Origin of the sequence: Nocardia sp. NPDC050408 (assembly GCF_044458905.1) — a bacterium.
Classification (GTDB): domain Bacteria; phylum Actinomycetota; class Actinomycetes; order Mycobacteriales; family Mycobacteriaceae; genus Nocardia.
Map to the genome: position 1 here is coordinate 370,549 of NZ_JBITIL010000002.1, position 25,109 is coordinate 395,657.

23 protein-coding genes are annotated in these 25,109 nt (G+C 66.0%); 2 read left to right on the forward strand and 21 right to left on the reverse strand.

Annotated features, from left to right (window positions below):
• Nucleotides 1–15 precede the first annotated feature (15 nt).
• From ACIBJI_RS06490 to ACIBJI_RS06555, 14 genes are all read right to left on the reverse strand, one after another.
• Nucleotides 16–2,322 (reverse strand): hypothetical protein, encoded by a 2,307-nt coding sequence (locus ACIBJI_RS06490; protein WP_364340098.1) that lies wholly within the window; start codon nucleotides 2,320–2,322, stop codon nucleotides 16–18.
• Between the two features lie 7 nt (nucleotides 2,323–2,329).
• A complete protein-coding gene (locus ACIBJI_RS06495) occupies nucleotides 2,330–3,820 on the reverse strand; it encodes an SCO6880 family protein (RefSeq protein ID WP_396955251.1) in 1,491 nt (496 codons plus the stop codon).
• A gap of 2 nt (nucleotides 3,821–3,822) precedes the next feature.
• Nucleotides 3,823–5,304 (reverse strand): hypothetical protein, encoded by a 1,482-nt coding sequence (locus ACIBJI_RS06500; RefSeq protein WP_396955036.1) that lies wholly within the window; start codon nucleotides 5,302–5,304, stop codon nucleotides 3,823–3,825.
• The gene (locus ACIBJI_RS06505; protein WP_397083274.1) at nucleotides 5,298–6,155 is read right to left on the reverse strand and encodes a hypothetical protein; all 858 of its coding nucleotides are present in this window, start codon (nucleotides 6,153–6,155) and stop codon (nucleotides 5,298–5,300) included. Before ACIBJI_RS06505 ends, ACIBJI_RS06500 begins: the two co-directional genes overlap by 7 nt.
• Nucleotides 6,149–6,964, reverse strand: coding sequence for a hypothetical protein (locus ACIBJI_RS06510; protein ID WP_364340090.1), 816 nt, complete (start codon nucleotides 6,962–6,964; stop codon nucleotides 6,149–6,151). Before ACIBJI_RS06510 ends, ACIBJI_RS06505 begins: the two co-directional genes overlap by 7 nt.
• A 73-nt stretch (nucleotides 6,965–7,037) precedes the next feature.
• On the reverse strand, nucleotides 7,038–7,691 hold the full coding sequence (locus tag ACIBJI_RS06515; protein ID WP_397083276.1) for a hypothetical protein: 654 nt from the start codon (nucleotides 7,689–7,691) through the stop codon (nucleotides 7,038–7,040).
• Nucleotides 7,692–7,714: 23 nt separating this feature from the next.
• Nucleotides 7,715–7,975: a hypothetical protein gene (locus tag ACIBJI_RS06520; RefSeq protein ID WP_040692344.1), complete on the reverse strand. Its 261-nt coding sequence runs from the start codon at nucleotides 7,973–7,975 to the stop codon at nucleotides 7,715–7,717.
• Nucleotides 7,976–7,998: 23 nt separating this feature from the next.
• Nucleotides 7,999–8,295, reverse strand: a complete 297-nt coding sequence (locus tag ACIBJI_RS06525; RefSeq protein ID WP_040692318.1) for a hypothetical protein — start codon at nucleotides 8,293–8,295, stop codon at nucleotides 7,999–8,001.
• A 25-nt stretch (nucleotides 8,296–8,320) separates the two neighbouring features.
• Nucleotides 8,321–8,962, reverse strand: a complete 642-nt coding sequence (locus ACIBJI_RS06530; protein ID WP_364340085.1) for a DUF6668 family protein — start codon at nucleotides 8,960–8,962, stop codon at nucleotides 8,321–8,323.
• Nucleotides 8,959–9,834: a hypothetical protein gene (locus ACIBJI_RS06535; protein WP_364340083.1), complete on the reverse strand. Its 876-nt coding sequence runs from the start codon at nucleotides 9,832–9,834 to the stop codon at nucleotides 8,959–8,961. The genes ACIBJI_RS06530 and ACIBJI_RS06535 overlap by 4 nt, the downstream gene beginning before the upstream one ends.
• A 19-nt stretch (nucleotides 9,835–9,853) precedes the next feature.
• On the reverse strand, nucleotides 9,854–10,792 hold the full coding sequence (locus ACIBJI_RS06540) for a hypothetical protein (protein ID WP_364340082.1): 939 nt from the start codon (nucleotides 10,790–10,792) through the stop codon (nucleotides 9,854–9,856).
• A gap of 50 nt (nucleotides 10,793–10,842) precedes the next feature.
• A complete protein-coding gene (locus ACIBJI_RS06545; protein WP_397083278.1) occupies nucleotides 10,843–12,468 on the reverse strand; it encodes a cutinase family protein in 1,626 nt (541 codons plus the stop codon).
• Nucleotides 12,469–12,799: 331 nt separating this feature from the next.
• Nucleotides 12,800–15,205 carry a RelA/SpoT family protein gene (locus tag ACIBJI_RS06550; RefSeq protein ID WP_364340078.1) on the reverse strand — a complete coding sequence of 802 codons (2,406 nt, stop codon included), beginning with the start codon at nucleotides 15,203–15,205 and terminating at the stop codon, nucleotides 12,800–12,802.
• 194 nt (nucleotides 15,206–15,399) lie between these two features.
• A complete protein-coding gene (locus ACIBJI_RS06555; RefSeq protein ID WP_364340076.1) occupies nucleotides 15,400–16,371 on the reverse strand; it encodes an alkaline phosphatase family protein in 972 nt (323 codons plus the stop codon).
• A 220-nt stretch (nucleotides 16,372–16,591) separates the two neighbouring features.
• Between ACIBJI_RS06555 and ACIBJI_RS06560 the strand changes: the two genes are divergently transcribed.
• Nucleotides 16,592–16,924, forward strand: a complete 333-nt coding sequence (locus tag ACIBJI_RS06560) for a YnfA family protein (RefSeq protein ID WP_364340074.1) — start codon at nucleotides 16,592–16,594, stop codon at nucleotides 16,922–16,924.
• A gap of 33 nt (nucleotides 16,925–16,957) precedes the next feature.
• Here ACIBJI_RS06560 and ACIBJI_RS06565 read toward each other — a convergent pair whose 3' ends face one another.
• The 5 genes from ACIBJI_RS06565 to ACIBJI_RS06585 all read right to left on the reverse strand — a co-directional run bounded on the left by ACIBJI_RS06565 (nucleotide 16,958) and on the right by ACIBJI_RS06585 (nucleotide 22,725).
• Nucleotides 16,958–17,584, reverse strand: coding sequence for an NUDIX hydrolase (locus ACIBJI_RS06565; RefSeq protein ID WP_364340072.1), 627 nt, complete (start codon nucleotides 17,582–17,584; stop codon nucleotides 16,958–16,960).
• A 229-nt stretch (nucleotides 17,585–17,813) separates the two neighbouring features.
• Nucleotides 17,814–19,067 carry an adenylosuccinate synthetase gene (locus ACIBJI_RS06570; protein WP_396955032.1) on the reverse strand — a complete coding sequence of 418 codons (1,254 nt, stop codon included), beginning with the start codon at nucleotides 19,065–19,067 and terminating at the stop codon, nucleotides 17,814–17,816.
• Nucleotides 19,068–19,280: 213 nt separating this feature from the next.
• The gene (locus tag ACIBJI_RS06575) at nucleotides 19,281–20,231 is read right to left on the reverse strand and encodes a hypothetical protein (protein ID WP_397083280.1); all 951 of its coding nucleotides are present in this window, start codon (nucleotides 20,229–20,231) and stop codon (nucleotides 19,281–19,283) included.
• A 102-nt stretch (nucleotides 20,232–20,333) separates the two neighbouring features.
• Nucleotides 20,334–21,293, reverse strand: coding sequence for an acyl-ACP desaturase (locus ACIBJI_RS06580; RefSeq protein ID WP_364340066.1), 960 nt, complete (start codon nucleotides 21,291–21,293; stop codon nucleotides 20,334–20,336).
• A 181-nt stretch (nucleotides 21,294–21,474) separates the two neighbouring features.
• Nucleotides 21,475–22,725 carry an alpha/beta fold hydrolase gene (locus tag ACIBJI_RS06585; protein WP_397083282.1) on the reverse strand — a complete coding sequence of 417 codons (1,251 nt, stop codon included), beginning with the start codon at nucleotides 22,723–22,725 and terminating at the stop codon, nucleotides 21,475–21,477.
• 81 nt (nucleotides 22,726–22,806) lie between these two features.
• Here ACIBJI_RS06585 and ACIBJI_RS06590 point away from each other — a divergent pair, with 81 nt between their 5' ends.
• Nucleotides 22,807–23,346: a helix-turn-helix domain-containing protein gene (locus ACIBJI_RS06590; RefSeq protein WP_364340062.1), complete on the forward strand. Its 540-nt coding sequence runs from the start codon at nucleotides 22,807–22,809 to the stop codon at nucleotides 23,344–23,346.
• Nucleotides 23,347–23,380: 34 nt separating this feature from the next.
• Here the strand turns inward: ACIBJI_RS06590 and ACIBJI_RS06595 are convergent, their stop codons facing one another.
• Nucleotides 23,381–23,779, reverse strand: a complete 399-nt coding sequence (locus ACIBJI_RS06595) for a DUF4345 domain-containing protein (protein ID WP_396955029.1) — start codon at nucleotides 23,777–23,779, stop codon at nucleotides 23,381–23,383.
• A gap of 39 nt (nucleotides 23,780–23,818) precedes the next feature.
• Entirely contained in the window at nucleotides 23,819–25,090 is a 1,272-nt protein-coding gene (locus ACIBJI_RS06600) for a hypothetical protein (protein ID WP_397083284.1), read from the reverse strand.
• Nucleotides 25,091–25,109 lie beyond the last annotated feature (19 nt).

Genomic DNA, 25,109 nt, shown 5'->3' on the forward strand with positions numbered 1-25,109 from the left:
GCGGTGCGAGCCCCCTCATGCGGCACTCCCACTGGGGGAATCGCCACCACGCGAAGTCGACTCGGTGAACTCGGAGAAGCGCTGGTTGGTTTCGTGGATCCCACTCTCCTTCTCGGACAAGGTGAATTCCATATGGAACGGGATACCGGGGCGACGATCCTCACCGATCTTCAGCAGGAATTTGCCGGTACCCGGCGGTGACGGCCGCAGCTGACCGGGTTTGAGCGCCTCGCCCGTCAGCGCTTGCGGTGCGGACCATCCGGTCACCATCTCCTCCTCGGCGGATGTGAACGGAACCACGCTGTCCAGGCGTTTGATCTCCTCGCCGGGCAGCGCGCCGAATATCTTGGCGCGCGCGCGTTCGAGGAAGCCGAGCGCCTTCGCGATGGCGGCTTCCGATCCCAGTGCTTGCAGGTCCTTGATGGTGTGGCTGATCATGATCAGCGCGGTGGCGATGGTGCGCTGCAGACGGGTCAGCTCATCGACCCGGTCGACCATGAAGTCGCCGAGACCGAGCACCTGCCACAGCTCGTCCATCACCACCTGGAAATAGCGCTGCGGGCCGAGTTTCGCATCGGCGAGCACATGCGCGGCCTCCACCGAGGCGAAACCGTCGGCCCAGCAGGCCAGCATCACGGCGGCCTTGAGTTTCTTATCGCCGGTGGGGATGTGGGATACGTCGATGCAGACCGCGACCGCGCTGGTATCGATCGGAACGGTGGTCTGCCCGTTGAAGATCGCGCCGAACGGGCCCTGGGTCAACGCGCGCAGCGAGCGGCGCAGGCCCTTGATGGCGACCTGGTATTCGTTCGGATCGTCGGCGCCCGCATCGAGCTGCAATTCGTCACCACCGGCGACGATTACTTCGAGCAGATTCTCCATGATGGGCGGTTGGTCGGGCGTGTAGCCGCTGCCCGGTCGGTAGAGGATGCGCAGTGCGGTGGCGATCAGCGTCTCCTCGTAGTCGCGCACTCGCGCGCCGCGCACGAGCTCGACCAGACCGGCGATGAGCGTGACCTGGCGAGCGCGCAGATCCTGCAGCACCTGAAGTTGCAGTGCCGGAAGCTCGTCCAACATCGGCACGACCGAACCGAGCACACCAGCGGCGAGCGGGTTGAGCTTGCCATGACCGTAACCGAGGTCGATTACCTGGCCGCCGACCAGTTCGACCAACTTGCGGTAGTCCGGTTTCACGTCGGCCAGGATCAGCGGGGTGATGCCCTGTGCGATACCGCCGAGCACGATCCGGCGCACCAGCGAGGACTTACCGAAACCGTTGAGCCCCAGAACGAAAAGGCTGGGCGCGGTGATGAAGCTGCCGCGCAGAAACCAGTTCATCGGGTCGAAGCAGACCGGGGCACCGGTATGCAGATGAGAACCGAGCGGGGTGCCGATCAACGGCGCACCCGCGCCGACCGACCATGGCCACAGACCGGCCACCTGGGCGGTGGTGGCCCGGTATTCGACCGGGCGACCGACGACGTTCATCCGCCCGCCGCCGGGACCCATATAGCCGCGATCGGTGAGTTGGGCTGTGCTGCGATCGAATCCGTCCTCGAAGACCTGTTCGGCGCGGGCGGCGTAATTGCGGCGGCGGATATCGTCGGTACGGATCCTAAAGGTTGCGAAGGCCGCCCGCAGACCGGTGCCCTCCCGGCTGATCTGCTCGAGTTTGGCCCTCGTCGCATCGTCGAGTAGCGGTGGACCGGACTGTTTACGCTTGTCCGACCTGGCCTTCGCGCGACGCGCGGCCTTGTCCCTCTGCGGGGTGCCCATGGCGCGATCGGCGGTGTAGTCGATCTTGGCCGCGCGCTGTGCCTCGCGACTCGTCCGCGAGCCATTGCGTTCCGGTCGTGCCACGCGTTCCCCCCGTACCGATCGTTGCGGTGCGCCATCGCGCGGGCGAGCGGTCCTGGCGCCGTCGAGACGGCCACGCTCGGCCGAATTCCGTTCACTGCGGCTGTTTTCGGACCTGGTGCGTCCGCGATCAGGGTGCGGCCGATCGGCACGGCCACCGTCCGCGGTTGCGGCGCCGGGCCGCGCCCGTCGTTCGGCCGCATCGCGCGACGATCGCCGCTCCCGATCGGACGTTTCGCCGAAACCGGTCCGCTCGCCGCCGCTCACTCGCGCCGGGTCCCGCGCGGATCGCCGATCCCGGTCGGGCATCTCCTCGATGCCCGAGCGCTCGCCCCGGCCCCCGGTGGGCCGCTGAGCGCCTCCGTCCGCGGGCCGCTCCCACGCCGCGTCCTCGGGGCGCCGCTTGCGCCGCACCGGCGTATCGTCCCGTTCTCGCACGGGTGGTGGCTCGTACTCACCTGCCATGTATTGCTCACCCCGCCAAGGCTTTCGGAATTGTCGCGTGCTCCGGCAGGATCACCCCGCAGCCGAGCGAGGCCGCGAAGGCCGCCGCCTGGTAGCGGTAGCACCGCCGGATCTTCAACCGCGCCTGTGTGGACAGGTCGCGGGTAATGGCTTCGATGCGCGGCAGATCGCCGCGCAGGGGCTCGGTAATGGTCACCAGCGCCCCGAAGCGGGTCACACCGTGACCCCGGGCTTGTTCCTCACGGGCCTGCTGGGTGGCACCCACCCGCAGGGTCGCGGCCGCCGAGACGACACCGCGTTCACTCTGCTGGGCCACCAGCGCGTTCTTGAAATCGTCGTCGACGATTTCGGCGGCGTCGGCGGCCGAATGCGGACGGTACACGATAGCGATACGCTTGCGCGGCACTTCGGGATTCGGCGCGAGCAACCGCTGCAGTACCCGCTCGTCCACCGCGCCCTCGGGTGCGGCGTCCATCTCCCAGGTGACCGAGCGGCCGCCATCGTGCACCAGATGATCCCACTTCTCGTCGTGCGAGACCGGCCCGGCATCGGCCCAATCCAGCCCGTGCCCTTCGGGTTCGCCCGCGGCGACCTCGAGATCGGCCTGCGAGGCCGGATCGTAGCTGCGCCGGATGAACGAAATGACCTCATCGGCCGACATCGGCTGGGCGCGCACCCCGGCCTCGGCCATCGCGGCACAGATCCCGGGGAGCCTGCGCCCGATCTCGACGGCCTCCTCGGCCGGATTCTTGCGGCGCTCGGCGGTGGTCGCCTTGAAGGTGATCGCGACGCGCGGCAGCAGCTGCACCCGTTCCTGCGGCAGCTCGGTGGCGAGTTCATACATCACCTGCTGCGCCAGCTCCGGCGCTTCCGGGCGGGTGATCGTGGAAACCTCGGTGAGCAGCCGGTTACCCGTCTCGGGCACGGTATCGATCACCGGGACGACGGCGACGATGTCACTGGTCTGGCCGACCGAGGCGAGGAAGGTGCCCCAGGCCGAGACCCAGCGGTCGATGACCGGCTGATCCACCGCCTCGTGCCCCTGCGGCCAGGCCCGCAAAACCACTGTGTACTGGGCGAATTGCGGTAGGTGGATCATGCCGAAGCTGTAGCCGCCCGCGTCGATGCCCTCGTAGAGCTTCGAGGGCGCGAGCAGACCGGGTAGCCGCGTGACACCGCCAGGAATCCGCGAGAACCGGCCACCGCGGTACACATGCTCACCGCGGTTGCGTGAGCGCATCCAGTTGAACATCATCAATCCGTTCTCATATCCGGAGCGGCCCCCCGTCCGCCACACCAGAGGAACCATCACGACCACTCCGGTGCCGCCCACGATCAGACCCCACTTGAAACCGCCGACCATGGCACAGATCAGGGCCGTGATCACGACGACAAAGCCGATGACGGTCTCTTCCCAGCGCAGACCGAAAAGGCCTGCGCTGCGCGGCTTCTGCCACAGTCCGTACGAGCGCCGCTCGTAGGTATCGCTCGTCGTCATCGTCATCGCGGAATGGTGCTCCTCCCGAGGTCGGGCGAACGGTTCGCCCAACGGTCGCCCGCCACATCGCCCATGGCGTCATCGGCACGGTTCAGCGGGGACGTCGCGGCGCGGGCCACACCGATCGCACCCACCGCCCTCGACGCACCGGACGGTACTCCCGAGCCGCCCTGTGGGACGGAGGCGCGCGGTGGTGCGCCCGCCGCGCCGCCGCCACCACCGCCGCCGCGTGGCGGCGCCGGACGCGGAGCGCCGCCACCACCGCCGCGACCACCGGAGCCGCCAGGCGGGCGTGGTCCCGCGGATGTGCCGCTGACGTACCCCGCCGAACCCGGTGCGGCTCCCCTGACCGAGACTGCCTTGGTGCCCACCGCGCCGAGCGCCATGGCGCCGACGACTGCGCCACCGGCCGCGGTGAGACCGGAACCACCGCTACCCACGATCGCGACCGCGGGCGTGACCAACCGCATCAGCGCGGGCAGCACGAAGGCGACACTGCACAGCAGCACGATTGCGACCAACATCCGTTGTGCCTGTTCGCCTTCCGGCAGCCCGCCGGTATCGGTCAGCGAATCCACATGGCCCGCGGTGGTGAACGCGATCATGTAGACGATGGCGGCCACCGGCTTCCAGAGCATGAACGCGATGATCCAGCCGATCAGCTTCTGATACGACTGCTTGCCGATATTCATCCCGGATGCGGCCGCGGCCAACGGCAGCACACCCGCCGCGATGATCAGCAGACCCTGACGCACGATGGCGAGCACGATCTGTGCCAGCGAGCCGAGCAGTCCGACGATCGCGATGATCAACACCAGCCCCGGCGAGAATGCCTGCAGCTTACTGGTTTTCACCATCAACTCGGCCAGATCCTTGGCATTGCCATTGGTCGAATCGTTGATGATCCACTCGGAGAAGCGATCCGAGGCCTGTGTGCCCGCGACGATGACGGCGCCGAGCATCCAGGAGCTGAAAACCACCCGCGTGAACATGCGGAACGATTCGGCCGCCTCGTTCATGACGGCGCCGCGTCTGGCCTCGGCCAATCTGGCGCCGGACAAGATCACCGAGGCTATGAGCAGCAATATCTGCGCTTGGTAGGTGTAGTCGTTGATCTTGACGAACAATGAACCCGAATCGCTGGCCGCCTCATTGGGGACCTTCATCCAGAAGGTCAGCGCAAGCATGATCGCCTCGCCGAGGCCGTTCATCAGCGAATCCACGACCTTGCCGAAGGTCGAATCCCAGGCCTTGTCCTTGACCGCGTTCGCGGCGCTGCCCGGGTGCGAGGCGGCATTGCCCGCCTTGCACGCGGCCGATGCGGCGTCACCGAGCGAGAAGCCGGGCAGACCGACGTTGTCGAGCGTGTCGTGCAATTCGTTGCACGTATCGTCGAATCCGTAAGTCTGACCGTATGCCACCGTCGGTGTCGCGATCATGACAGTGAAGATGACCGCGAGGATCGTGACAACGCGCCTCACCATTTTGTCCACCCATCGATCGAGTCGATCGTCTCGAGTGGCTGTGCATCACTCGTGGACGACTTGAGTTTCCAACCACCATCGAGCCAGAGCACATTCAGTCTCATGGCTACCCAGCTGCGCCCGCCGTGCAGGAAATCACGGGTCTTGCGGGCGATACGTACCACAGCGAAATCGTCACCATAGCTTTCGATTCGGAATGCGTCGGAGGCGAACAACAACGGTTTGATGTTGTCGGGTAGTTCATTGGGGATCTTGCCGTCGGCGATCTTTCGGGCGCGATCGGCCTGCTCCTGGTCGGACAGGATCACCAACTGCTGCCACAGGGCCCGGTCCGTCGGACGTGCCACGGTGCGCCAGTAGATCTGCTCGGCCGCGAGCGCGGCACCCTGCGGGGTTCGACTGAATCCGGTCGGAATGTCGTTGTCGATGCGGGTCGGGCCGTCGGTGGTCGAGAACGGGATCACCGGGCCGCTGTACACACGCTGCCAACCGCCCTGCTGACCCGTGCCGGCCGGAGTGCCGGTCAGCCAGTCGCCGTCGGCGGGCTGACGCGGCGTCACGGAATCCGAAAGTGGTTGTCCGGCAGGAATGTTCGGAATATCGAAACGATGGCCGAACGAATCCACATCGGAGCCGCTGAATCCGGCGCCGCCCGCGGAGTCGGAGGCACTGACCGGCGCACCGCCCGAACTCGTGCCGGTCTTCGATACCTGGTCACCCCCGGCAGCGTTGTCTCGCATCGCGACCACGGTCACAGCGACCGCGACGACCACGGCAAGCACTGCTCCGACGCCCAGCAGCGCGAGCAGCGAACGTTTGCCTGGACCGGATCCGGGCCCCGTGGTCACCATTTGGTCCACCCGTTCAACGACTCGACATATTCGGTCTGCGGGTTGTTCGAGGTTGCCGGCTTCAGCCGCCAGTCCCCCGCGTCCCAGATCATCACCAATCGCAAGGCCGCCCACAGCTGTTTGCCATCGACCACCTGGCCACGGGTGGCCAGCTGGATGATCGCCAGATCATCCGCATAGTTCTCGACCTTGAACGCATCCGAGGCGACGAAGTACTTGGTCACCTTCTCCGGCTGCTGTTCGGGGAGTTTATCCTGGGACAGGGCCTTGTCGTAGGCCGCGATCTGCTGGGCCGAGACGCGGACCTGGCGGACGTAGAGGTCACGGTCGGCGGGTCGGGCGTTGAGACGGTAGGTGATCTGAGCTGCCGCGAGCACCGCGCCCTGCGGGGTGTGCGAATAGCCCACGGCCAGACCGTCTTCGATGCGGGTCGGTCCGTCCGAGGTGGAGAACGGGACCGAGGCGCCGTAGACCCGCTGCCATCCATGCGGTGCGGTGGTGCCCTCGGGCGCCGCGGTCAACCAGTCCGCGTCCGTTGGCCTGCGCTGCCGGGTCGGATCCTGCGGAAGTGGTTGTCCGGCAGGGTTGTTCGGGATATCGACGCGCCTGCCGAGAATATCGACCTCGGGAGTTGCGAAACCCTCACCGCCGGAATTGGCTGCGGCAGCGGCCTTGTCGCCACCCGAACCCGAGTCGTCCCGGCTCACGTACACGAATACGCCGACGACCACGATGAGCACCAGCACGGCAGCGGACGCGATGACACCGAAGGAGACGCGATCGCGCGCGTACGACTCCTTCTCGCTCATGACTCCGCCTCGCTGGCGCTCGGTTCCATCATGAGCGAAGCACGCTGCGACAGGATTCGCTCGCTGCGCTCGCTCATGCCGGTGCCTCCAATTTCACTATGTCCGTGGGCAATCCATCGACCGCCTCGATGGGCCGGGCGGTCGAGTCGGGATCCGGCAGTCGTAATCTCCAGTCGTTGCCGAACCATTCGACAGTGGTGTGGTTCACCGCCTTCGAGTTGTCCGAATATTCGGTATAGACGTCGACGGCGGAGGCCGCATCGGTATAGCCGGTGATCTTGTACCCGAGCACTCTGGGCGCGTATTCGGGCGCGGCCGGACCGGTGATCGCCAGTTGCACCCGGTTGACCGCCCACTCGTCTCTGGCCTTGTTCGGCACCACCTCTTGGCGGACGATATCGACCCATTGACTATCGGCGGCCACCGACAAGCGCACCGTGTGCACGATCGCCGCCAGCGCCGCACCGGCTGGCGAATGCTCGAAACCCGTTGCGGCACCATCGGATACCTGCTTCGGCCCCTGGTCGGCACTCGGCAGTGCCACACCCTGGAACGGCTGCCACCGCATATGGGTCGGCGCGGCCGTCAGGTTGGGGCCGGAATTGCCGCCACCGCCGCCGCAGCCGGCCGCCGCCAGCAGCAGAGCAGCACCGACCGCACCGGCGGCGGGCTTGCGGATGCCGCGCCGCCACACGCCGGATTGCTCCCGCACAACTGTGGAAATCATCCCAGGGCCGTCCCCATCCCCGTTCACGTCGGCAGGAACGCCAACGCGATCCCCGAGGCCGTGCTCGCCACCGCCGCCCCGAGCAGACTCATCAATACACCGTGCGAGGCGTCGTTCATCGCCAGATCGCTCCGGAACGCGATCCACAGGCGGCCCGCGGACACGATCATCCACGCCAGGCACACCAGAAGCACGAACCAGAGCAGCCAGTTCAGCAGCTGCATCAGCGGTTGCAGCACTTCGGCGGGCATCTGCTTGTAGGCAAGCAGTTCCGCCGCCGACATTCGCACGGTAGCCATCGCGTACATCAGGTTCCGATGACGGCGTTCATGATGGTGCCCGCGCTCGTCGCGACGACGCCGCCGATCATGGCTCCGGCCACCATCTTCGGCGATTCGAGCCCACCACCGGTCCACTTCTCCCACGCGAATTTGCCACCCGCGTAGGTGATTCCGCAGATACCGGAGAGCAACACGAACCAGGTGAGGTAGCGGACCAGCTGCAGGATCTTCTCCGAGCCGGGAGGCGCTTCCGGTGTCGGGTTACCGACCTGAGCCAGCACAGTGCCGTACGTGTCCTGCACGGCAAGCAGAATCATGCTCATCGGCTGCCTTTCTTGGTTGTGATGGTCAACGCGGGCCCTCTTCGAAAGATGCACTGCTGTCCAGGTTTTCGCGCACGACCGCAACAATATCGGCCCCGAGCTCCCGGATCTCGAGCGGAACTTCCTCGAGCGGGTCGATCCTCTTCTTCTTCTGCGGTATCTCATCGCCCGGGGTCCAGATCGGCAGGGACTCCGGTTCGACGAGGGTCCATTCCTCGTACCACGGAACCTGCCAGACTTGACCGGCCAGGGAGCCGACCACATCGCGATAGCGGCGGATTTCGGCGGGCATCCGGCCGGGGCGGGCCGCGACAGTGACCAGTCCGAGGACCTCGCTGGACCCGGCGAAACCCGAATGATGTTGGCGCAGCAAATCATGTGCGCGGGTAAGCCCGGCTATGGTCTCGCGGGCCACCAGGACAACGAAGGGCGATTCGCGGTCGAAGACGCCGGGCCAGCGGCGGCCCGAATCCGCCGCGGGCGCAAGCACACGCGCGAGGCTGCTGGCTCCGGCACCGCCGTGCACACCTAGCAGCCACCACAGCGGTGCCCGGCCGACGCCGGGTACGGGACGGTCCCAAATGGGGGCGCGACGGGACTCCGGTGGGGCGACCACACCGGCCTGGGCGGCTTCGGACTGGCGACGAAGTTTCATGGCGGCCGTCATGATGCCACTCCGGCGAGCAGCCGCCCATAAGCCCGGCGCGTCTCCGAAGCCAGCGATGCGTGGCGAACGAGTTCACCGCGCGCCAGATGCGGATCGTAGGGAATCTCCCTGATGTCGCGAACCCAGCCCGAAAGATGTTCGCGCAAATGGTCAGCAACATGGGAATCGGCGCCGGGAAGTTGGTGCGAGACAACGATTGTGGTATCGCCGACGATGCCACCGCCCTGCCCCTCGGCCGAATCGCCGAACTGGTCGTCGAGCCATTCCAGGGTCACCCGCAGCCGATTCGCGGCATCGGCGCGCGCGGGAATGGCAAGTACCAGAGCAACATCCGCGTCATCCAGCAGCGGCCGCAGTTGCCGCCCGGCAATCGGGTTGCCGCCGTCGTAGACCGCAGTGTACCCGGCGTCATAGATCGCGCGCGCGACTGTGAGATATGTGGCACGCCGACGCAACGGCGCGGCGTCGCGCCATAGCAGTCCGATGCCCGAACTCGCCTGCGACAGACACTCCTTCAACGGCGCCGGTTCATCGTTGCCACGCCCGTACAACCACGATTGCAGGCTGATCGGATGCAGATGCTCATCGGCCCCGCGCAGCGCCAGATCGCTGCCCGCCGCCGTGGCGTCCACCGCCACCGTCGAGGTGCCCGTCGTGCCGAGTTCACCGGCCAAGCCCAACGCTGTGGTCGTGGTTCCCGCACCACCGCAGCCACCGACCACCAGAATCGAACGCTGCGCCGGTTCCGCGGATTCGCTGTCTCCGCCCTTACGTCGCAGACGCACCACCGGAGCCTTCGAAGGCGCATGCCGGTCCGACGAATCACCCTCATCGGGCGCCTCGTCGAGCCAGCGGCTCCAGTCGTCTCCCATCGCTATCAGCTCTCCCTATTCATCCGGCCGCGACGCCCGCGATGAGCGTGCGACCGTCGACCACCACCGTGGTGACGGTCTGCTTGTTGTACGTGGCGGGCGCGCCGCCGGGTCGGTATTCGGTGACCTCGACCGAATACCGGTCTTCGGTGATCGTCTGGATTCGCACGCAGTGCGTGGTGCCCAGCGGAATGGTGTCGATGCCGTGCTGGATGACGGTGGCCGAGGAGATATTCGAATCCGGTGCCACCACCGCCCGGACCCGCTCGCCGGAACGTTCCACGTAGTAGGCGTATTGGAACGCCAGGATCGCACCCGGTCCGGAGTCGGCGCCGCCGGGTTCGGCACTGCGCACGATGCGGTCACCGCGTTCGGTCGGGCAATCGGCAATGCCACGGGATTGGACACTGCCCGCGGTGAATTGCATCGAGGGCACAACCGGCGCGGCGGCCCGATCACCGGAGGAGCGTAGGAGGAACAATGCGCCCGCGGCGGCCGCGGCCAACAGCAGCACAGCCACTACGAGTACCGCGAGCACCCGGGCCCGGCGCGCGGCCGGATGATTGCGCGCCTCCTGGCGCAATGCGCGCGTCACGTGGGTCGACCGTTCGCGCGGCGCATCGTCGTGGTCGTCGTCGTCCTCCGGCCACGGGAACTGTACAAGTTCGCCATCGCGCGGGCCGATGTAGTCGTCGTCGGGACCGGGGGCGCGCCCGGCCACCCAATCCGACCACCCGCCGGTGAATTCGCTGCGATTGGAGGCCAGATCGGCGGGCACTTCGTTACGCGCGCGCACCTCGTCGGGATCCTCTTCGCGGATGTAGTGCGGAAACCGGGGCGCACCGTCTTCGTCACCGGGTTCCCGCAATCCCGGCTCATCGGGGTGCGCGGCAGCTACCCCCGTCTCCGGCTCCAGCGCGCCGTACCAGCGCGACAGCTGTTTGTACGACTTCAACATTCCCCCATTCCCGCAGAGCAAGGCACAGGCATATCGGACCCTCTCTGCGATCAGTTCGTTGAGAACGGGTAGGTGTTGTTTACGGTGCCGGGTACCACGGTGGGCGGAGTCGACGTCGCGCCGCCGGATGAGGCGCCATCGGCTCCTGTCCCGAACGGAAATTGTCCCGTACCGGACGAATTCGGCGTAGTCGACGCGCCGGAACTTTCTCCGAAGAATCCGGTGTTCGATTTTGTGCTGCCACCGATAGGCACAGCTCCGCTGCTGAATTTGTCGGCCAGATCATGTGCCGCCGCGGCGAACCAGGCTGCGACGAATCGGGTGGGCGCAGCACCGGTCGCGGTGATCGCCGCGGTGCTGTAGGCGCCGTGGCGCTGCACGGTATCCCAATACCGCACCCAAGTCGTCACATTGAGCAGTTCACTGTTATCGGTGATGTTCTGTACAACCGCGTCGAATGCCTGGGTAACCAATCGGGCACCGGTCGTCGGCGGCACCAGCTGCGGAATCGCGCCCAGCAATTTCGTGCCGAACAGCAGGATTCCGGAGACCGGATCGGTTAGCCCCGCGGTCGCCAGTTGGCTGATATTGGCAGCATTGATGACCGACTTGACCACTGTCACGACCGAATTCAGTCCGATCATGCCGACCTTCAGCAGCGCCTGAAGTGCTGCGGGAATATTCAACGGCGTGCGCGGATCTGCGGCATCGGCCAGGCGCTGCGAAATCGACTTCTGCGGTGAAATAGATAAATTCGCGAGGGAGTTGCCCTGGACATCCTCGTTGACGACTTTGGCGGCAGTCTTGATCGACGTGTACGCCAGTGCCTGGGAAATCGACACCAATGACGTGATCGGGTCGCCACCACTCAACTTGGACTGTCCCGCAATAGAGGCGACTGCCTTCAGGATCGGCGCGCCCTCCGGTGCATCGCACGCGAGATCGCCTGCGGCACAGAAACTCGCGACCCGCCCGGTGAGCGCGGCGAAATTCGGGGCCTTATCGCGTTCCGGCCCGATACCGCCGCCACTCACGGGCTCCAGCGGCAGGGCCGCGATGGATGCCATCCGGTCCCCCGAAGTGCCAGGCGCGGGATCCGGGGTCGCCTTGCCCGGCGAGCCGGGAAATAGCGGCGCACCGGGATTGCGGGTCGGATCGGCGAACAAGGCGACCGCGGCGATCTTCTCGGGCGGGATCACACCGTGGCCCTGACCGACCTCCTGGGCGAACATCGAGGCCACATGCGCGCCTTGCGAATAGCCAACGATCGCCAACCGGGTCTCGGCGCAGCGGGCCGCGACATCCTGGGCCATCGAGCGCAACCGGAGCAGTCCGCCGATCACCGACTCCGCATACGACACCGTGCCACCGGCGGTCGCGCCGCCGAAGCCGGATTCGTATGGGACGTAAGCGCGGTCGACCAGACCAGGATCGGCCTCGGCCAGCATCGGCATGAAGACCGTGGACAGCATGCCGGTATCGGTGGTCGGCGCGGCATCCGGTGACGATTCGCCTGTGCCCTGAATTCCCAAGGCGTACAGTGCCGGACACGTACCGATGGTGACGTTCGTCGTCGGTCCCGCGGAATCGGATGGCTCCGCTACGGCGGCCCCTGCGGTCGCCACAGCAACGGCGAATGCGATCAGCATTCCCGAGATCCGTGCCGTGTAGTTCATCATAGCGATCCGCAATCAATTCGTGTTGCCGCTGCTAACCTAAACGCCATGAAACGCAATAGACCGTAACAGATTCCGGCTCTTACTGCGGCTCCGACGAAAGGTTTGCGCGAACCGCCGAGTGGCGCATGGCAGTTCACCGCGTGCCATCCAGGATTCTCCGACAAGTTTCCGACGAAGGAAATCACCCCGCAACCCACCGGCGACCCTTCGATGATTCGAATCATCAACCTGGACTTCGCATTCCAGCGAACGCTGCGCCGCGCAGGCACGCAGCCGCAACCTTCCATACGGGTACGCCGGCTACGTCCAGCGAGGTTGACGCAGCGTTCTAGGTGGCCGAGGTCACCCGGTAGACGTCGTAGACGCCCTCCACATTGCGCACCACATTCAGCAAGTGGCCGAGGTGTTTCGGATCGCCCATCTCGAAGGTGAACTTGCTGATCGCGACCCGGTCACCGTGTGTGGCGACCGAGGCGGACAGGATATTCACCTTCTCGTCGGCGAGCACCTTGGTCACATCCGAGAGCAGACGGGTGCGGTCGAGTGCTTCGATCTGGATGGCGACCAGGAAGACCGAGGACGGCGACGGCGCCCACTCCACGTCGATGATGCGCTCGGCCTGTTCGCGCAGCGAACCGGCATTGGTGCAGTCGGTTCGGTGCACGCTCACCGCGCCGCCGCGGGTCACGAAGCCCATGATCTCGTCACCGGGGACCGGCGTGCAGCACTTGGCGAGCTTGGCCACCGTGCCCGATGCGCCGGGAATCAGCACCCCCGCGTCACCGGTCACGCGCTGACGGCTCGGCGTCGTCGACGGGGTGGAGCGCTCGGCGAGCTCGTTCTCGACATCACCGATGCCGCCGAGTTGCGCCATCAACCGCTGCACGACGTGATGCGCGGACACCTGATGCTCGCCGACGGCGGTGTAAAGCGTGGAGATGTCGGTGTAGTGCAGTTCGTGCGCGACGGCGGTCATCGCGTCCACGCTCATCAATCGCTGCAACGGCAGCCCGACGCGGCGGACCTCCTTGGAGATCTGCTCCTTACCGCTTTCCAGGGCCTCCTCGCGGCGTTCCTTGGCGAACCACTGCCGGATCTTGGCCTTGGCGCGCGGAGAGACCACGAAGTTCTGCCAGTCGCGGCTGGGTCCGGCGTTCTGCGCCTTCGAGGTGAATACCTCGACGACCTCACCGTTTTCGAGCTGACGTTCCAGTGCGACCAGGCGGCCGTTGACCCGCGCGCCGATGCAGCGATGCCCGACTTCGGTGTGCACGGCGTACGCGAAATCCACCGGAGTCGACTTCTGCGGCAACGTGATCACATCACCCTTCGGGGTGAAGACGAAGATTTCCGGCGACTTCAGGTCGAAGCGCAGCGACTCCAGGAATTCGGCCGGGTCGGCGGCCTCACGCTGCCAGTCGAGCAGCTGCCGCATCCACGCCATATCGTCGACTTCGGTGGAGTCGTTGGAATGCTTGCCGCGGGTCTCCTTGTAGCGCCAGTGCGCGGCGATGCCGAATTCGGCGGTGCGATGCATGTCCTGGGTGCGGATCTGCACTTCCAGCGGCTTACCGTCCGGGCCGACGACTGTGGTGTGCAGCGACTGGTAAACGCCGTAGCGCGGCTGGGCGATGTAGTCCTTGAACCGGCCCGCCATCGGCTGCCACAGCGAATGCACCACACCGACCGCCGCATAGCAGTCGCGCACCTCGTCGCACAGGATGCGGATGCCGACCAGGTCGTGGATGTCGTCGAAGTCCTTACCCTTGACGATCATCTTCTGGTAGATCGACCAGTAGTGCTTGGGGCGACCCTCGACGATCGCGTTGATCCGCGACGCCGCAAGGGTATTCACGATCTCCGCGCGCACCCGCGCCAGGTAGGTATCGCGCGAAGGTGCGCGGTCGGCGACCAAGCGCACGATCTCGTCGTACTTCTTCGGATGCAGAATCGCGAACGCGAGATCCTCGAGTTCCCATTTGACCGTGGCCATACCCAGGCGGTGCGCCAGCGGGGCGATCACCTCCAGGGTTTCCTTGGCCTTCTTGGCCTGCTTCTCCGGTGGCAGGAAGCGCATGGTGCGCATGTTGTGCAGGCGGTCGGCCACCTTGATCACCAGGACGCGAGGGTCGCGCGCCATGGCGATGATCATCTTGCGGATGGTCTCGGCCTCGGCGGCCGCGCCCAGGTTGACCTTGTCGAGTTTGGTGACGCCATCGACCAGATGCGCGACCTCGGCACCGAAGTCCTCGGTCAGCTGCTCGAGCGAGTAGCCGGTGTCCTCCACGGTGTCGTGCAGCAGTGCCGCGACCAGCGTGGTGGTGTCCATGCCGAGTTCGGCGAGGATATTCGCGACCGCGAGCGGGTGGGTGATGTACGGGTCACCGGATTTGCGGAACTGGTGGGCGTGGCGCTCGTCGGCGACGTCGAAGGCGCGCTGCAGCAGCGTGAGATTCGCCTTCGGATAGAGCTCGCGGTGCACGCTGGCCAGCGGCTCGAGCACCGGTTTGACCGCCGCGATACCGCGCTGGCCGGTCATGCGCCGGGCCAGCCGGGCGCGCACCCGCCGCGAGGCGGAGGTCGGCACCGCGGCCGCGGTCCCGGGCTGACGCGACGGTGTGGCATTGCCACTCACCTGCGGTTGCGGCGTAGTCACAGCGGGGGTGGCCGCACCATTCGACTGCGGGGCGCCTGCCGATTGCTCGACATTCGCCTCGCCCAGATGCTGAGTCATGCCACCACCTCTCCACGCCGCGATCGGACCACAGTATCCGACCGCTGCAACCGCCCAGACCACAACTTTAGTCCGCGCGCAGGTCACCTGCCCGTTCCGAGGTTGCCGAGTCGGAAATGCCCCGGTTGCGCGGGTGAATTGCGGCGCTGGCGATCGTATGCGGCGACAACGAGCGAAGCGTGCGAAAGGTGCCCCTATCGGCTGGTGAAGGGTTCGACGGGCAGGCGGATACGCGATTGTCCGTCGAAGTCCGGGTCGAGCGGGGCGTGGAAGATATCCAGCACGGTAGGGGTGATATCGGCCAGGGAGAAGCTGGAACTGATCGCGCCCGCGAGGAAGTTCGGGCCGCGGGCGATGACGAAACTGCTTGTCTCGTCGGGGGTTTGACCGCCGTGACCGCCCTTGGGCCGGTGGCCATGGTCGGTGGTGACCAGGATGGTCCAGCGTTCGGCGAGGTTGGCGCGGGCGCGGGCATCCACGGCGGCGACTATGCGGCCGACGAGGGCGTCGATGCGGGTGACGGCCTCGCGGTATTCGCTGGACGCGCCGCCGTGCTGGTGACCGGCCCGGTCGACCTGGTCGAGGTGGGTGAAGAGGAAGTCCGGGGCGTATTTGGTGATGGCGGTGACGACGCTGTCGGTGGTGGCGGCGTCGGTGGCGCTTTCGTTGTCGTCATCGGGGACGAGCGGAGTGGAGATGACGACGTCGGCGCGTGGATCGCCGCTGGCCGTCATGGTGGCGATCTGATCCCAGGTGGCGATGGACTGAGTTTTGAGGGTCGGATCGTGACGTTCGAGTCGGGTGAAAACCGTCGGATACTTCGCGAACGGGGTCGCGTCGAAATTATTGTCCACAATGCCGTGTTTGCTGCCCCAGACGCCGGTGAGCACAGTGGCCCAGGATGGGCCGGAGATGGAGATATGCGGGGCGATGGAGCTGCGGGCGAGGGTGCCTTCGGCGCTGAGCCGCAACAGGTTCGGCGCCCGCACCTCCTCGATCTTGCGGTACATCGTGCCGTCGAGCCCGATGAGGACGACCTTGTCGGCTTGGGTGGCGGCTTGCGTGCGGCCGGTGGCGAGGACGGTAGAAACGGCCGCGGCGGCAATGGCGCCGGACAACAGTTGCCTGCGTGCGAGGGGCGTGGTGGCTACGATTCGCGCGCTCATATCCCCGAACGATCCAGTACGACAGTGCCTTTCGGTAGCGCACCGAGTGGGTGTTCATGGACGTTTCATCGGTCTCGCCATCGCCGGTCGCCTTGCTGAACAACGACTGAACTTGCGATAGCCAATAACTATTCACCCTGCTCACCGGTACGTATCGGGGAGATGAACAGCAGGAACCCGGTTTACGAGGTGTAGCGGACCTGGCGGTAGGTTCTACCGCATGACGATCGCCCGGTCGCTGCTGCTGTTCGCCCTTGCCGCACTCGCCGAGATCGGCGGCGCCTGGCTGATCTGGCAGGGTTGGCGGGAACACCGCGGGCTGCTCTGGATCGCGGCGGGCGTACTCGCACTCGGTGCCTACGGCTTCGCCGCCACCTTCCAACCGGACCCGAACTTCGGCCGCATCCTGGCCGCCTACGGTGGCGTGTTCGTGGCGGGCTCCCTCGCCTGGGGCATGATCGTCGACAAATTCCACCCGGACCGCTGGGACTACCTCGGCGCCACCCTCTGCCTGCTCGGCGTAGCCGTCATCATGTACGTCCCACGCGACTGAACACCGTTGCGTGGAAGTCGTTGCAGCGGTGCGCTAATCGTCGGGGGTGAAGGCCCAGACGGCGGCGGGGCGACCGGTGGCTTTGACGCGGCGGCGTTCGGTGGTGCGTGCCAGGCCGGGGATGGCGGCCAGGGTCCGATTCAGGTTCGCTGGGTCGGGGCGGGCGCCGAGGACGGAGGAGCTGAGTTCCACCGCGCGGGTCGCCGGGAATTCGTCGCCGGTCAGTGCTCTGGTGAAAGCCATATCCTTCCAGAGCAGACTGGCCAGCAGGCTCCGGGCGGCATCGACGATGCGGTTGTGGTCGAAGGCCAAATCGGGCACCGCATCGAACGAAACCCATTGCGCGGGCCCCTCATGCGGCTCGACCACGGCCCACATGGCAATGGACAACGTCGGCCCGCGCGGATCGCGATTCGGTTCGTCGAAGGTCACCAACTGCCCGACCGCCCCGATGGCCGCCGCTGGCACGCCCAACTTGGTATGCACCGCCCGCCGCGCCGCCGCGACCAACCGCTCGCCCCGCCCGAGCAGCACGCCCGGCAATGCCAAATGCCCGGTGAACGGCTCCATCTCCCGCGCCGCGATACCCACACTCACCTCGGCATCGTCGGCCCAGAACCGCAATGCCACCACATCGACCGAAACCACGGATTGCTCCACGCGACCCCATCCTGCCGCACTCCGGCCAGCTCGCGCGGAGTGACACTATCGAGCCGCCGTCTCGAGGTTCCCCGCAACCGAGTGCCACTCGATGCGCCATGACTCGGCGCGGACGCGAGAGCGCACGCCAGTCGCCGACTGCAACGCGTCGGGTGCCTGTGCCGCGGCGCGAGCGCAAGATTGCGCGCCGGTCACCAGCTGCCGCGCCGACAGAGCCAGCTCCCGATTGCTAGGCGGCGGCGACAACTCGGGTCGGAGTGCGGTCGCGACGGTCCGGGCCGTGGGCGGTCAGGACTATCGGGGCACCGAGTTGGCGTTCCAGCCACGGCACCGGCTCGGCTGGCACGGCTGTCAGGATCGGGTCGGCCGTGGTCAATAGAGCGGTGAGGTCCCGCTGGTGGTCGAGGTTTTGCCAGCGGCCCGGTTCCAGCCGGTCGAGCATCCCGCCCGCAGTCGCGTATCCCGTTGCGGCGTAGCCGGTTCCGGGTGCGTCGAGGTGGGTGAGTGCGAGCCCGTCGATACCGCCGGAGACCTCGATGGCATAGCGGAGCAGGATGGGGTCGAGGTGGCCTCGACGGAAGTGGCCCTGGTAGGGGCCGGTGGCGTTGTGAGGCTCGGGGAAGGTCATAGTGGGGTCTTCGGTCGGGAACGGGCCTGCGCCGTGGCGGGTCATGTAGGTGCGGGTGACGCCGAGTGTGTAAGCGGGGGCGTCGATTTCGGTGAGTAGGGCGCGGGCGTTGCGCGGTTCGACGGTGGACCAGGTGGTGTGCGGATGGAAGCCGCGCCATTCGTCGAGGAGAACACCTTGTGCCCCTTCGAAAATCAGGCGACCGCGTTCCGCGAGGCGGGCGAGTTCGGTGCCGTCGACTATGCGCACGGCGGCGGCGAATTCACGGTACATATCGACCAGATCGCGGATCGCTTCATAGCGGTGGGCGCTGGGCGCGATCAACGGTCCGAAGTATGCCGCCATCGCCTGCAGCTTGGGGTACAGGACGTCGGGACGCAGGCAATCCGAGACGGTCGGTGCATCGTATTCTATTGCGTAACTGGCAGTTTCGCCGATGCCACGGCCGCAGGAACCGTGCCGCGAGGAACCCCGCGCATCTTCGCGGGCACGGTTGGCAGCGATATGGATCGGCGTCGTGAGCAATGCGCGACCGTCGATCCGCAAGAGCGACAGCGGATCCGGCACACCGAGTGCGGCCAGCTGCCGCGATTCACCGGCCAGCGCGATCGGCTCGACCAGCATGTGCCGCGAGAGCAGCGTGGGCACTCCGGAAAAAGTTCCGGACCCGAACTGTGCGAAGGTGTGATGGCGACCGTCTGCGATCACATTGTGCGCCGCCTGCGCACCGCCGTTGAACCGCACGACCGCCGATACGTCCAGTCCTGCCTCCGGCGAGCACAGCCAATCGACGGTCGCCCCCTTCCCCGCATCTCCGAATCCGAGGTCGAGCACGATGATGTGCGACTGAAGCACCTTTCGCCCCTTACCTTTCCAGTGATTCATCCGCAAGCGCAGACAGTCCGCCCCGGTGGCTCGCAGCACGGTTCGGCCTTGTGCACCGCCATCCGCGTGCCACTGCGGCGTCGGTCACCGGCCTCAACGCTGCAGATCAGCAGCGTGCCCGCGCGGTAGCCGCCCAGGGCCGAACTCGACATCGGAGCCGCAGCACTCCAACACTTGCCGGATTCAGCTCCGCCCCCGCGACAGGGCACGAATATTCGGTCCCGCCTTGACTCCCAACGCCTTTCCGACCGAATCGGCCTCCGCCACCGACCCCACATCACGCAGGTCCGCCAGTCCGGCGTGCACGTCGATGCGGTCTTCCTCCAGTCCGATGGTGAGCGCGATGAGCTCACAGACCGCGGCGGGATCGTCGAGCTTCATGAAGTTCTGGCCGAGCAATCCCCGCCAGTGCTCGGCGATCTCGGGATCGTCGAAGTAGCTCGACTGGTTCGGCAGGATGTAGTACACATGCCAGCGCTGGGCCAGTTCCCGATAGATCGATGCGACCTCGATATCGGTGCGCACGTGATCGCCGATGACGGCGCGGATATGCCGACCCGCCAGTTTCGCCTTGTTCAGTTCGTCGCCGATGATGAACAGGTAACCGCGCTTACCGCGCCGCTCCCATGCGTCGGTCGCGACATGGGTGGCCATGAAATACGCGGCTAGTTCATAGCTTTCGGACTTCTGTCCGCCGCCGCCACCCTCGAGTAGGATATTGCGCAACTGCTCGTCCATCCGGTTGTCGGATTCGAACTGCCCCACTTGCAGTGGCACGCGGTCGGTATCGGCATCGCCGATGGCGCCGAACATGATCTGTGGATCTTCCGCATAGCCCTTGCGCTGCAGGAGTCCGTGCAATTTGCCGAGCTTGTCCTGCATGATCCGCGGCACCCGTCCCATCGATCCGGTGACGTCGAACAGCACCGCGATCGGGAGCGAGTTGCCGTGCTCGGCCGAATCCCGACATTCGCGCACGGTGACGCCGAGTGGTTCGAGCGCGGGATGCGCCCGCCAATCCGAATACGGCTGCCCCCGCATCTCGGCGGTGTATCCGAAGTCGTCCAGGCCTCGACTGGCGCGGAAGGTCTTGGCCGCGCGGTAGGCGGTGTCGTCCCAGTGTCCGTATCCCATGTCATCGCTTCCTCTCGAGCTTAGTTTTAGTGTAGGAGACTAAAACTAAAATCGTCAAGAGTCCGCTGGTCGGACCAAGATCATCGATTCAGCGGAAGCCGCTCAGGCGTCCTGCCACTCGCGCTTGCGCGCCTCGCGTGCCAGTGCCCGGTCACGCTGCTCCTCGAACCTGAGCACGTCCTTGCCGAGCTGCTCCAGGAATAGGCCGAGTTCCTCGCGCGCCTGTTCACCGCGGGCACCGAAGTCATTGCGCTCGAAGATATTCCACTTGCGCAGCACCGGCGTGATGACGTCCTCGAGGTGCTGGCGCAGATCGTAGATGCCGTGTTTGGCCATCAGCACGCTATTGCGACGCCAGTCCGGCATGCCCGCACCGGGCATCTGGAAGTTGCGGATGATCGCGGAGATCGCTGCCAGCGCTTGGTCGGGCGCCAGATCGATGGCCGCACCGCAGAGGTTGCGGTAGAAGACCATGTGCAGATTCTCGTCGGCGGAAATACGCTGCAGCATCCGGTCGGCGACCGCATCGTTGCAGACCCGGCCGGTATTGCGGTGACTGACCCTGGTCGCCAGTTCTTGGAAGGTCACATAAGCGATACCAGGCAGGAATCCGTTCTCGTCCACCCCGGTCGGGTGCTGCACCCCGGCTGTCATGCAGACCATTCGCGCCTGTTCCAGCGCCACCGGGTCCACGCCTCGGGTAACAACGAGATAGTCGCGCATGACGGTTCCGTGCCGGTTCTCCTCGGCGGTCCACCGCCCCACCCAGGTGCCCCAGGCGCCGTCCTGGGAGAAGGATTCGGCGATCAGTCGGTGATAGGACGGCAGATTGTCCTCGGTCAGCAGATTGGTCACCATCGCAGCCCTGGCCAGTTCACTCAATTGGGATTGCGCTGGCTCCCAATCGATTCCGCCCATCTCGGCGAAATTGCGGCCTTGGTCCCACGGCACGTAGTCGTGCGGATGCCAGTCCTTGGCCATCGATAGGTGACGGTTGAGATTTTGTTCGGCAACGGGTTCGAGTTCGGTCAGCAACTCCAGCTGGGTCAAGGCATGTGTCACGATCTGGGTCCTGTCATCGGATCAGAGGTTCTCTTCCAGAGTGCCCCGATTGCCGGGCCGCCGAAATCCCCTACGGCGAATTCGTTTCGTCACAGGCACGAATGCTCACTACTGGTTGATCGCGAAGTCAGGCCGACACGGTATCGCCGAAGACGGCGTGTCGGGTCTGCTGTGGGCCGATCTATACCGAGGCCTCGAGCCAGCTGGCGATCTCGACAATCACTTTCGGATCAACATGTTGCGCCGCCGCGTACTCCGCCGGAGTCGAGGGTCCCGCACCCGGAAAGAACAAGTGGTTATCCGAGTCGTACACCCGGATCGTCACCTCTGCCCGATCAGCCAGACCAGCCCGCCACAGCGACAAGTCGTCATCGATGGTGACCTGATAGTCCCGTCCGCCCTGCAGAATGAACATCGGCTTGCCCAATATCGCGGCGACAGCGACCGGATCGTAGTCCCGCGAATCCAACCAATACGACGCGGGCAGCCCGAGGGGTAGTTCACTGACTGGAGTCGACACCGTCAACGCACTGTCGACCAATTGCGCCTGCCGAACGATCGCCTCGATCGCGGCCTGCGCACCGGCACCACCATCGGGCTCCAACGCGGCGAGATAACGCGTGACCCGCACCGCGGACCAGTGCATCGGCGAGGCGTCACCGGCCAAGACGATCACCCCTGCCACCGTCGGTGCCGCGGCCGCGACCCGTGGCGCGACCTTCCCACCCATACTGTGCCCGAGCACGAAAACCCGATCCGTATCGACGGCCGGGTGCTCGCGCAGGACGTTTACAGCCGCGACTGCATGGGGCACGTATTCATCGGTCATGGTGAAGGACGCGAGTCCCGCGACCACACCGGCATGCGCGTGGGTGATCTTGTCGAAACGCAACACCGCGATACCTCGGCTGGCCAACCCCCAGGCGATATCCGCGAGCGGCTTATTCGAACCCGTTGTCATATCGCGGTCGAAAGGTCCCCCGCCCGCCAGCAGCACAACCGCCGGACACGGCCGCGGCCGCCGCGGCAGGCTGATGGTGCCATGAACGACGAAAGGCGCCTGCCCGATCGCGACCTGCTCCTCGTCGAAGGACTCCGGGTCGGCGTAGTCGGGTGGCTGCCACGGTGCCGTGGGCGGCATCAGTTGCAGGCCGGTGAGGCGATCGGCGTCGTCGATCGTCATCCCGACCACCACCTCGCCGCGTTCGAGCCGCACGGGCACCCGCACCGCGCCGGCCTCGCTCACCGCGGCTCCCACCTCGGCCACCAATCCGTACCGATCGAGGACCGATTCCCAAGCCGCGCCCAGTTTTTCGGCCGACACCAGCGCTTGCAGTTGCGCCGCGAACATCTCGTGCACCTGCGCATACCGCCCCGAGCACAAGTGCTCGACCACCTCGATGCCGGTGCGAGTAGGTGCGATCGACGACATCGAATCCTCCTGCGCTCAGGGCAATCAGCCTGGCATTGATCTCAACTTTGCGAACAGTATCAGAGATGAGAACATTGCTCCATGGACCCGATGGAGCTACTCGCCCACCCGGTGCGACTGCGGATCGTGCATGCCATGTCGGGGGGCAGCGTGCTGACGACCGCCCAGCTCAGCGCCCGCATGCCCGACATCTCGAAGGCCACCGTGTACAGACACGTCGACCTGCTGGCCGAGCACGGCATCCTCGAAGTGGCCCGCGCGCAACGAGTGCGCGGCGTGGTGGAACGCGGCTATCGCCTGCGCCGCGAACGCGCCGTGGTCGATGCCGAAACCGCAACCACCGCCGACCATCGCCGGATCTTCCCGATCGCCATGGCCATCTTGCTGACCGAATTCCAGGCGTACCTGCAAAGCGATGACGCAGACCCGACCGGCGATCTGGTCGGCTATCGCCAGCATGCGGTATGGCTCAGCCACGACGAACTCACCGAGCTCATCACCGATCTGCGGGCAGCGATCCTGCCCCGACTCTCCAACGCGGCGACAGGAGACCGCGCGCCATACCTGCTGAGTCCGATCCTGTTTCCGCTGGCACAGTCACCCGAGGGCGATGCAACGTGACCGGAACGGACGATTCGGTGACGACGCCGCGAGCTCAGGAGGCCGATACCAGAGCCGCCGCGGCGACCGTCTCGACAATGCAGTAGAACCAGTTGGGGTAGAAGGCGATTCGGTCATCGAGCACCGCAGATACGATGCGGCCGAATGCCATTCCGCCGAGTGCGACACCAATGGTGATCATGATTGCGGTGCGTAGGGTTCCGTCGTGGGTTGCCGCCACCGCCAGCATCGCCGCCATAGCCAGACCGAATCCGCCGTAGACGGCCCGGATCTCGTAGCGCGCTTCGGGTTGCTCCAGGCGGATGCCGAAGGGACGGGTGAGCGCCGCAGGGGCCGCGAGGGCATAGACACCCATCGCGAAGAAGAACACGCCGACAATGGTGTTGACAGCGATGGCCAAGGGAACCTCCTGTTCGAGTCGGAAGGCCAGCATGCTCGACCGGGGCGCGCGCCCGCTTCCACAAACGTGCGGTCAGTCCCCGTTGTACTGCAGCGAGCGCCAGGCCTCGATCGCCCAATCCAATTGCTTTCCGGGCACACTGATCGTGACCAGCAGCAACTCACCATTGCGGCGGCTGGCGATCCCCTGCACTCCGACCTCCGCACCGTCCTCGGAGGGCAGCCACCATCCGTCACCGGGTCCGCCGGTCACCGGTTCGCCGCGATGTCCCGCGGTGGCGTTGGCACCGTATTGCAGCATCGCGGCTGGTGGCGGCCCGGTTTTTGGGTCGCCCACGCGCAGGATGGTGATCTCGATCTGGCGGGTGCCGTCCCAGGCCCACCACCGATCGCCGTCCCAGCCGTAGGTGAATTCGCCGGGAATCCGCAGACTCCACCCGGGTACCGGTGTGGTGTGCACCGGGCGGCGGCGGTAGCCGAGCGGCTGCTGGTCCGCCGCGGCGGCGCGCTCGGGCAGATCGGCGGGCGCACCCGCCGCAAGGGTGGCCGAATCCGCAAGCAACAGTCGCAATTCGTGCCAGGCGGCCCACGGCAGCTCCAGCTCCGCGTCGAGCCGGTGCGCCTCGGCGAGCAATGCATCGGCCTGGTGTAGTGCGGGCGTGTCATCGGCGTCCGATGGTGCGCGCCATCGCACGTCGTTCCACATGATGCCCATCGCGGTATTGCGAATCGTCGGCGCGGTCCAGCGGTCCTCCCACCATGGGAAGAACGCGCGCGCCGCGGCCTCGTCACCATCGCGGACCGCCTGGAACCAGTCGCGATCGCGCGGCCCCAACCAGCTCGCGGCCAGCCCGTCGTAGTCGAAACGGTCACTGCCCAGCGACAATCCGATCGAAACCCAGGCGTCTTCCGCAGGAACCTCGGTCAGCACCGTCTCCGCGAGACCGCGGATCCACATCAGATAGTCACTTTCGACCTCGGCGCGGTCATCGCCCAATCCGAGCGGATCCTCGGTCCCCTCGTCCCACACGATGTCGAATCGCCGACCCATTTCGTGCAGCACGGCCGCCACGTGCCGGTGATAGCCCGGCCCGGCCGACGCACAACCCGCGCTCACCACCACCTGACCGTGCGCCGCACGCAGGTCGACTGGTTCGGCCGCCGGATGCAGCACGGCAAGCAGGCGATCTCCGGAGACCTCCACCGATTTCCGCAGTGGCGCGGATGTGGCGGTCCAGTCGACCCGCGCACCGGCGGGGCCGGTCCGCAACCACTCCCCCACCTGATCGAGGAAGTCCGCGGTGGGCGCGCGGCATACCCCCGCCGCGTGCAACTCGATTCCCATGGATACACATCCTTGTGTC

Coding starts and splice junctions, on each gene's coding strand:
- ACIBJI_RS06490 (WP_364340098.1), bottom strand. CDS start 2,322: ATGGCAGGTGAGTACGAGCCACCACCCGTGCGAGAACGGGACGATACG.
- ACIBJI_RS06495 (WP_396955251.1), bottom strand. CDS start 3,820: ATGACGACGAGCGATACCTACGAGCGGCGCTCGTACGGACTGTGGCAG.
- ACIBJI_RS06500 (WP_396955036.1), bottom strand. CDS start 5,304: ATGGTGAGGCGCGTTGTCACGATCCTCGCGGTCATCTTCACTGTCATG.
- ACIBJI_RS06505 (WP_397083274.1), bottom strand. CDS start 6,155: ATGGTGACCACGGGGCCCGGATCCGGTCCAGGCAAACGTTCGCTGCTC.
- ACIBJI_RS06510 (WP_364340090.1), bottom strand. CDS start 6,964: ATGAGCGAGAAGGAGTCGTACGCGCGCGATCGCGTCTCCTTCGGTGTC.
- ACIBJI_RS06515 (WP_397083276.1), bottom strand. CDS start 7,691: ATGATTTCCACAGTTGTGCGGGAGCAATCCGGCGTGTGGCGGCGCGGC.
- ACIBJI_RS06520 (WP_040692344.1), bottom strand. CDS start 7,975: ATGTCGGCGGCGGAACTGCTTGCCTACAAGCAGATGCCCGCCGAAGTG.
- ACIBJI_RS06525 (WP_040692318.1), bottom strand. CDS start 8,295: ATGAGCATGATTCTGCTTGCCGTGCAGGACACGTACGGCACTGTGCTG.
- ACIBJI_RS06530 (WP_364340085.1), bottom strand. CDS start 8,962: ATGACGGCCGCCATGAAACTTCGTCGCCAGTCCGAAGCCGCCCAGGCC.
- ACIBJI_RS06535 (WP_364340083.1), bottom strand. CDS start 9,834: ATGGGAGACGACTGGAGCCGCTGGCTCGACGAGGCGCCCGATGAGGGT.
- ACIBJI_RS06540 (WP_364340082.1), bottom strand. CDS start 10,792: ATGTTGAAGTCGTACAAACAGCTGTCGCGCTGGTACGGCGCGCTGGAG.
- ACIBJI_RS06545 (WP_397083278.1), bottom strand. CDS start 12,468: ATGAACTACACGGCACGGATCTCGGGAATGCTGATCGCATTCGCCGTT.
- ACIBJI_RS06550 (WP_364340078.1), bottom strand. CDS start 15,205: ATGACTCAGCATCTGGGCGAGGCGAATGTCGAGCAATCGGCAGGCGCC.
- ACIBJI_RS06555 (WP_364340076.1), bottom strand. CDS start 16,371: ATGAGCGCGCGAATCGTAGCCACCACGCCCCTCGCACGCAGGCAACTG.
- ACIBJI_RS06560 (WP_364340074.1), top strand. CDS start 16,592: ATGACGATCGCCCGGTCGCTGCTGCTGTTCGCCCTTGCCGCACTCGCC.
- ACIBJI_RS06575 (WP_397083280.1), bottom strand. CDS start 20,231: ATGGGATACGGACACTGGGACGACACCGCCTACCGCGCGGCCAAGACC.
- ACIBJI_RS06585 (WP_397083282.1), bottom strand. CDS start 22,725: ATGTCGTCGATCGCACCTACTCGCACCGGCATCGAGGTGGTCGAGCAC.
- ACIBJI_RS06590 (WP_364340062.1), top strand. CDS start 22,807: ATGGACCCGATGGAGCTACTCGCCCACCCGGTGCGACTGCGGATCGTG.
- ACIBJI_RS06595 (WP_396955029.1), bottom strand. CDS start 23,779: ATGCTGGCCTTCCGACTCGAACAGGAGGTTCCCTTGGCCATCGCTGTC.
- ACIBJI_RS06600 (WP_397083284.1), bottom strand. CDS start 25,090: ATGGGAATCGAGTTGCACGCGGCGGGGGTATGCCGCGCGCCCACCGCG.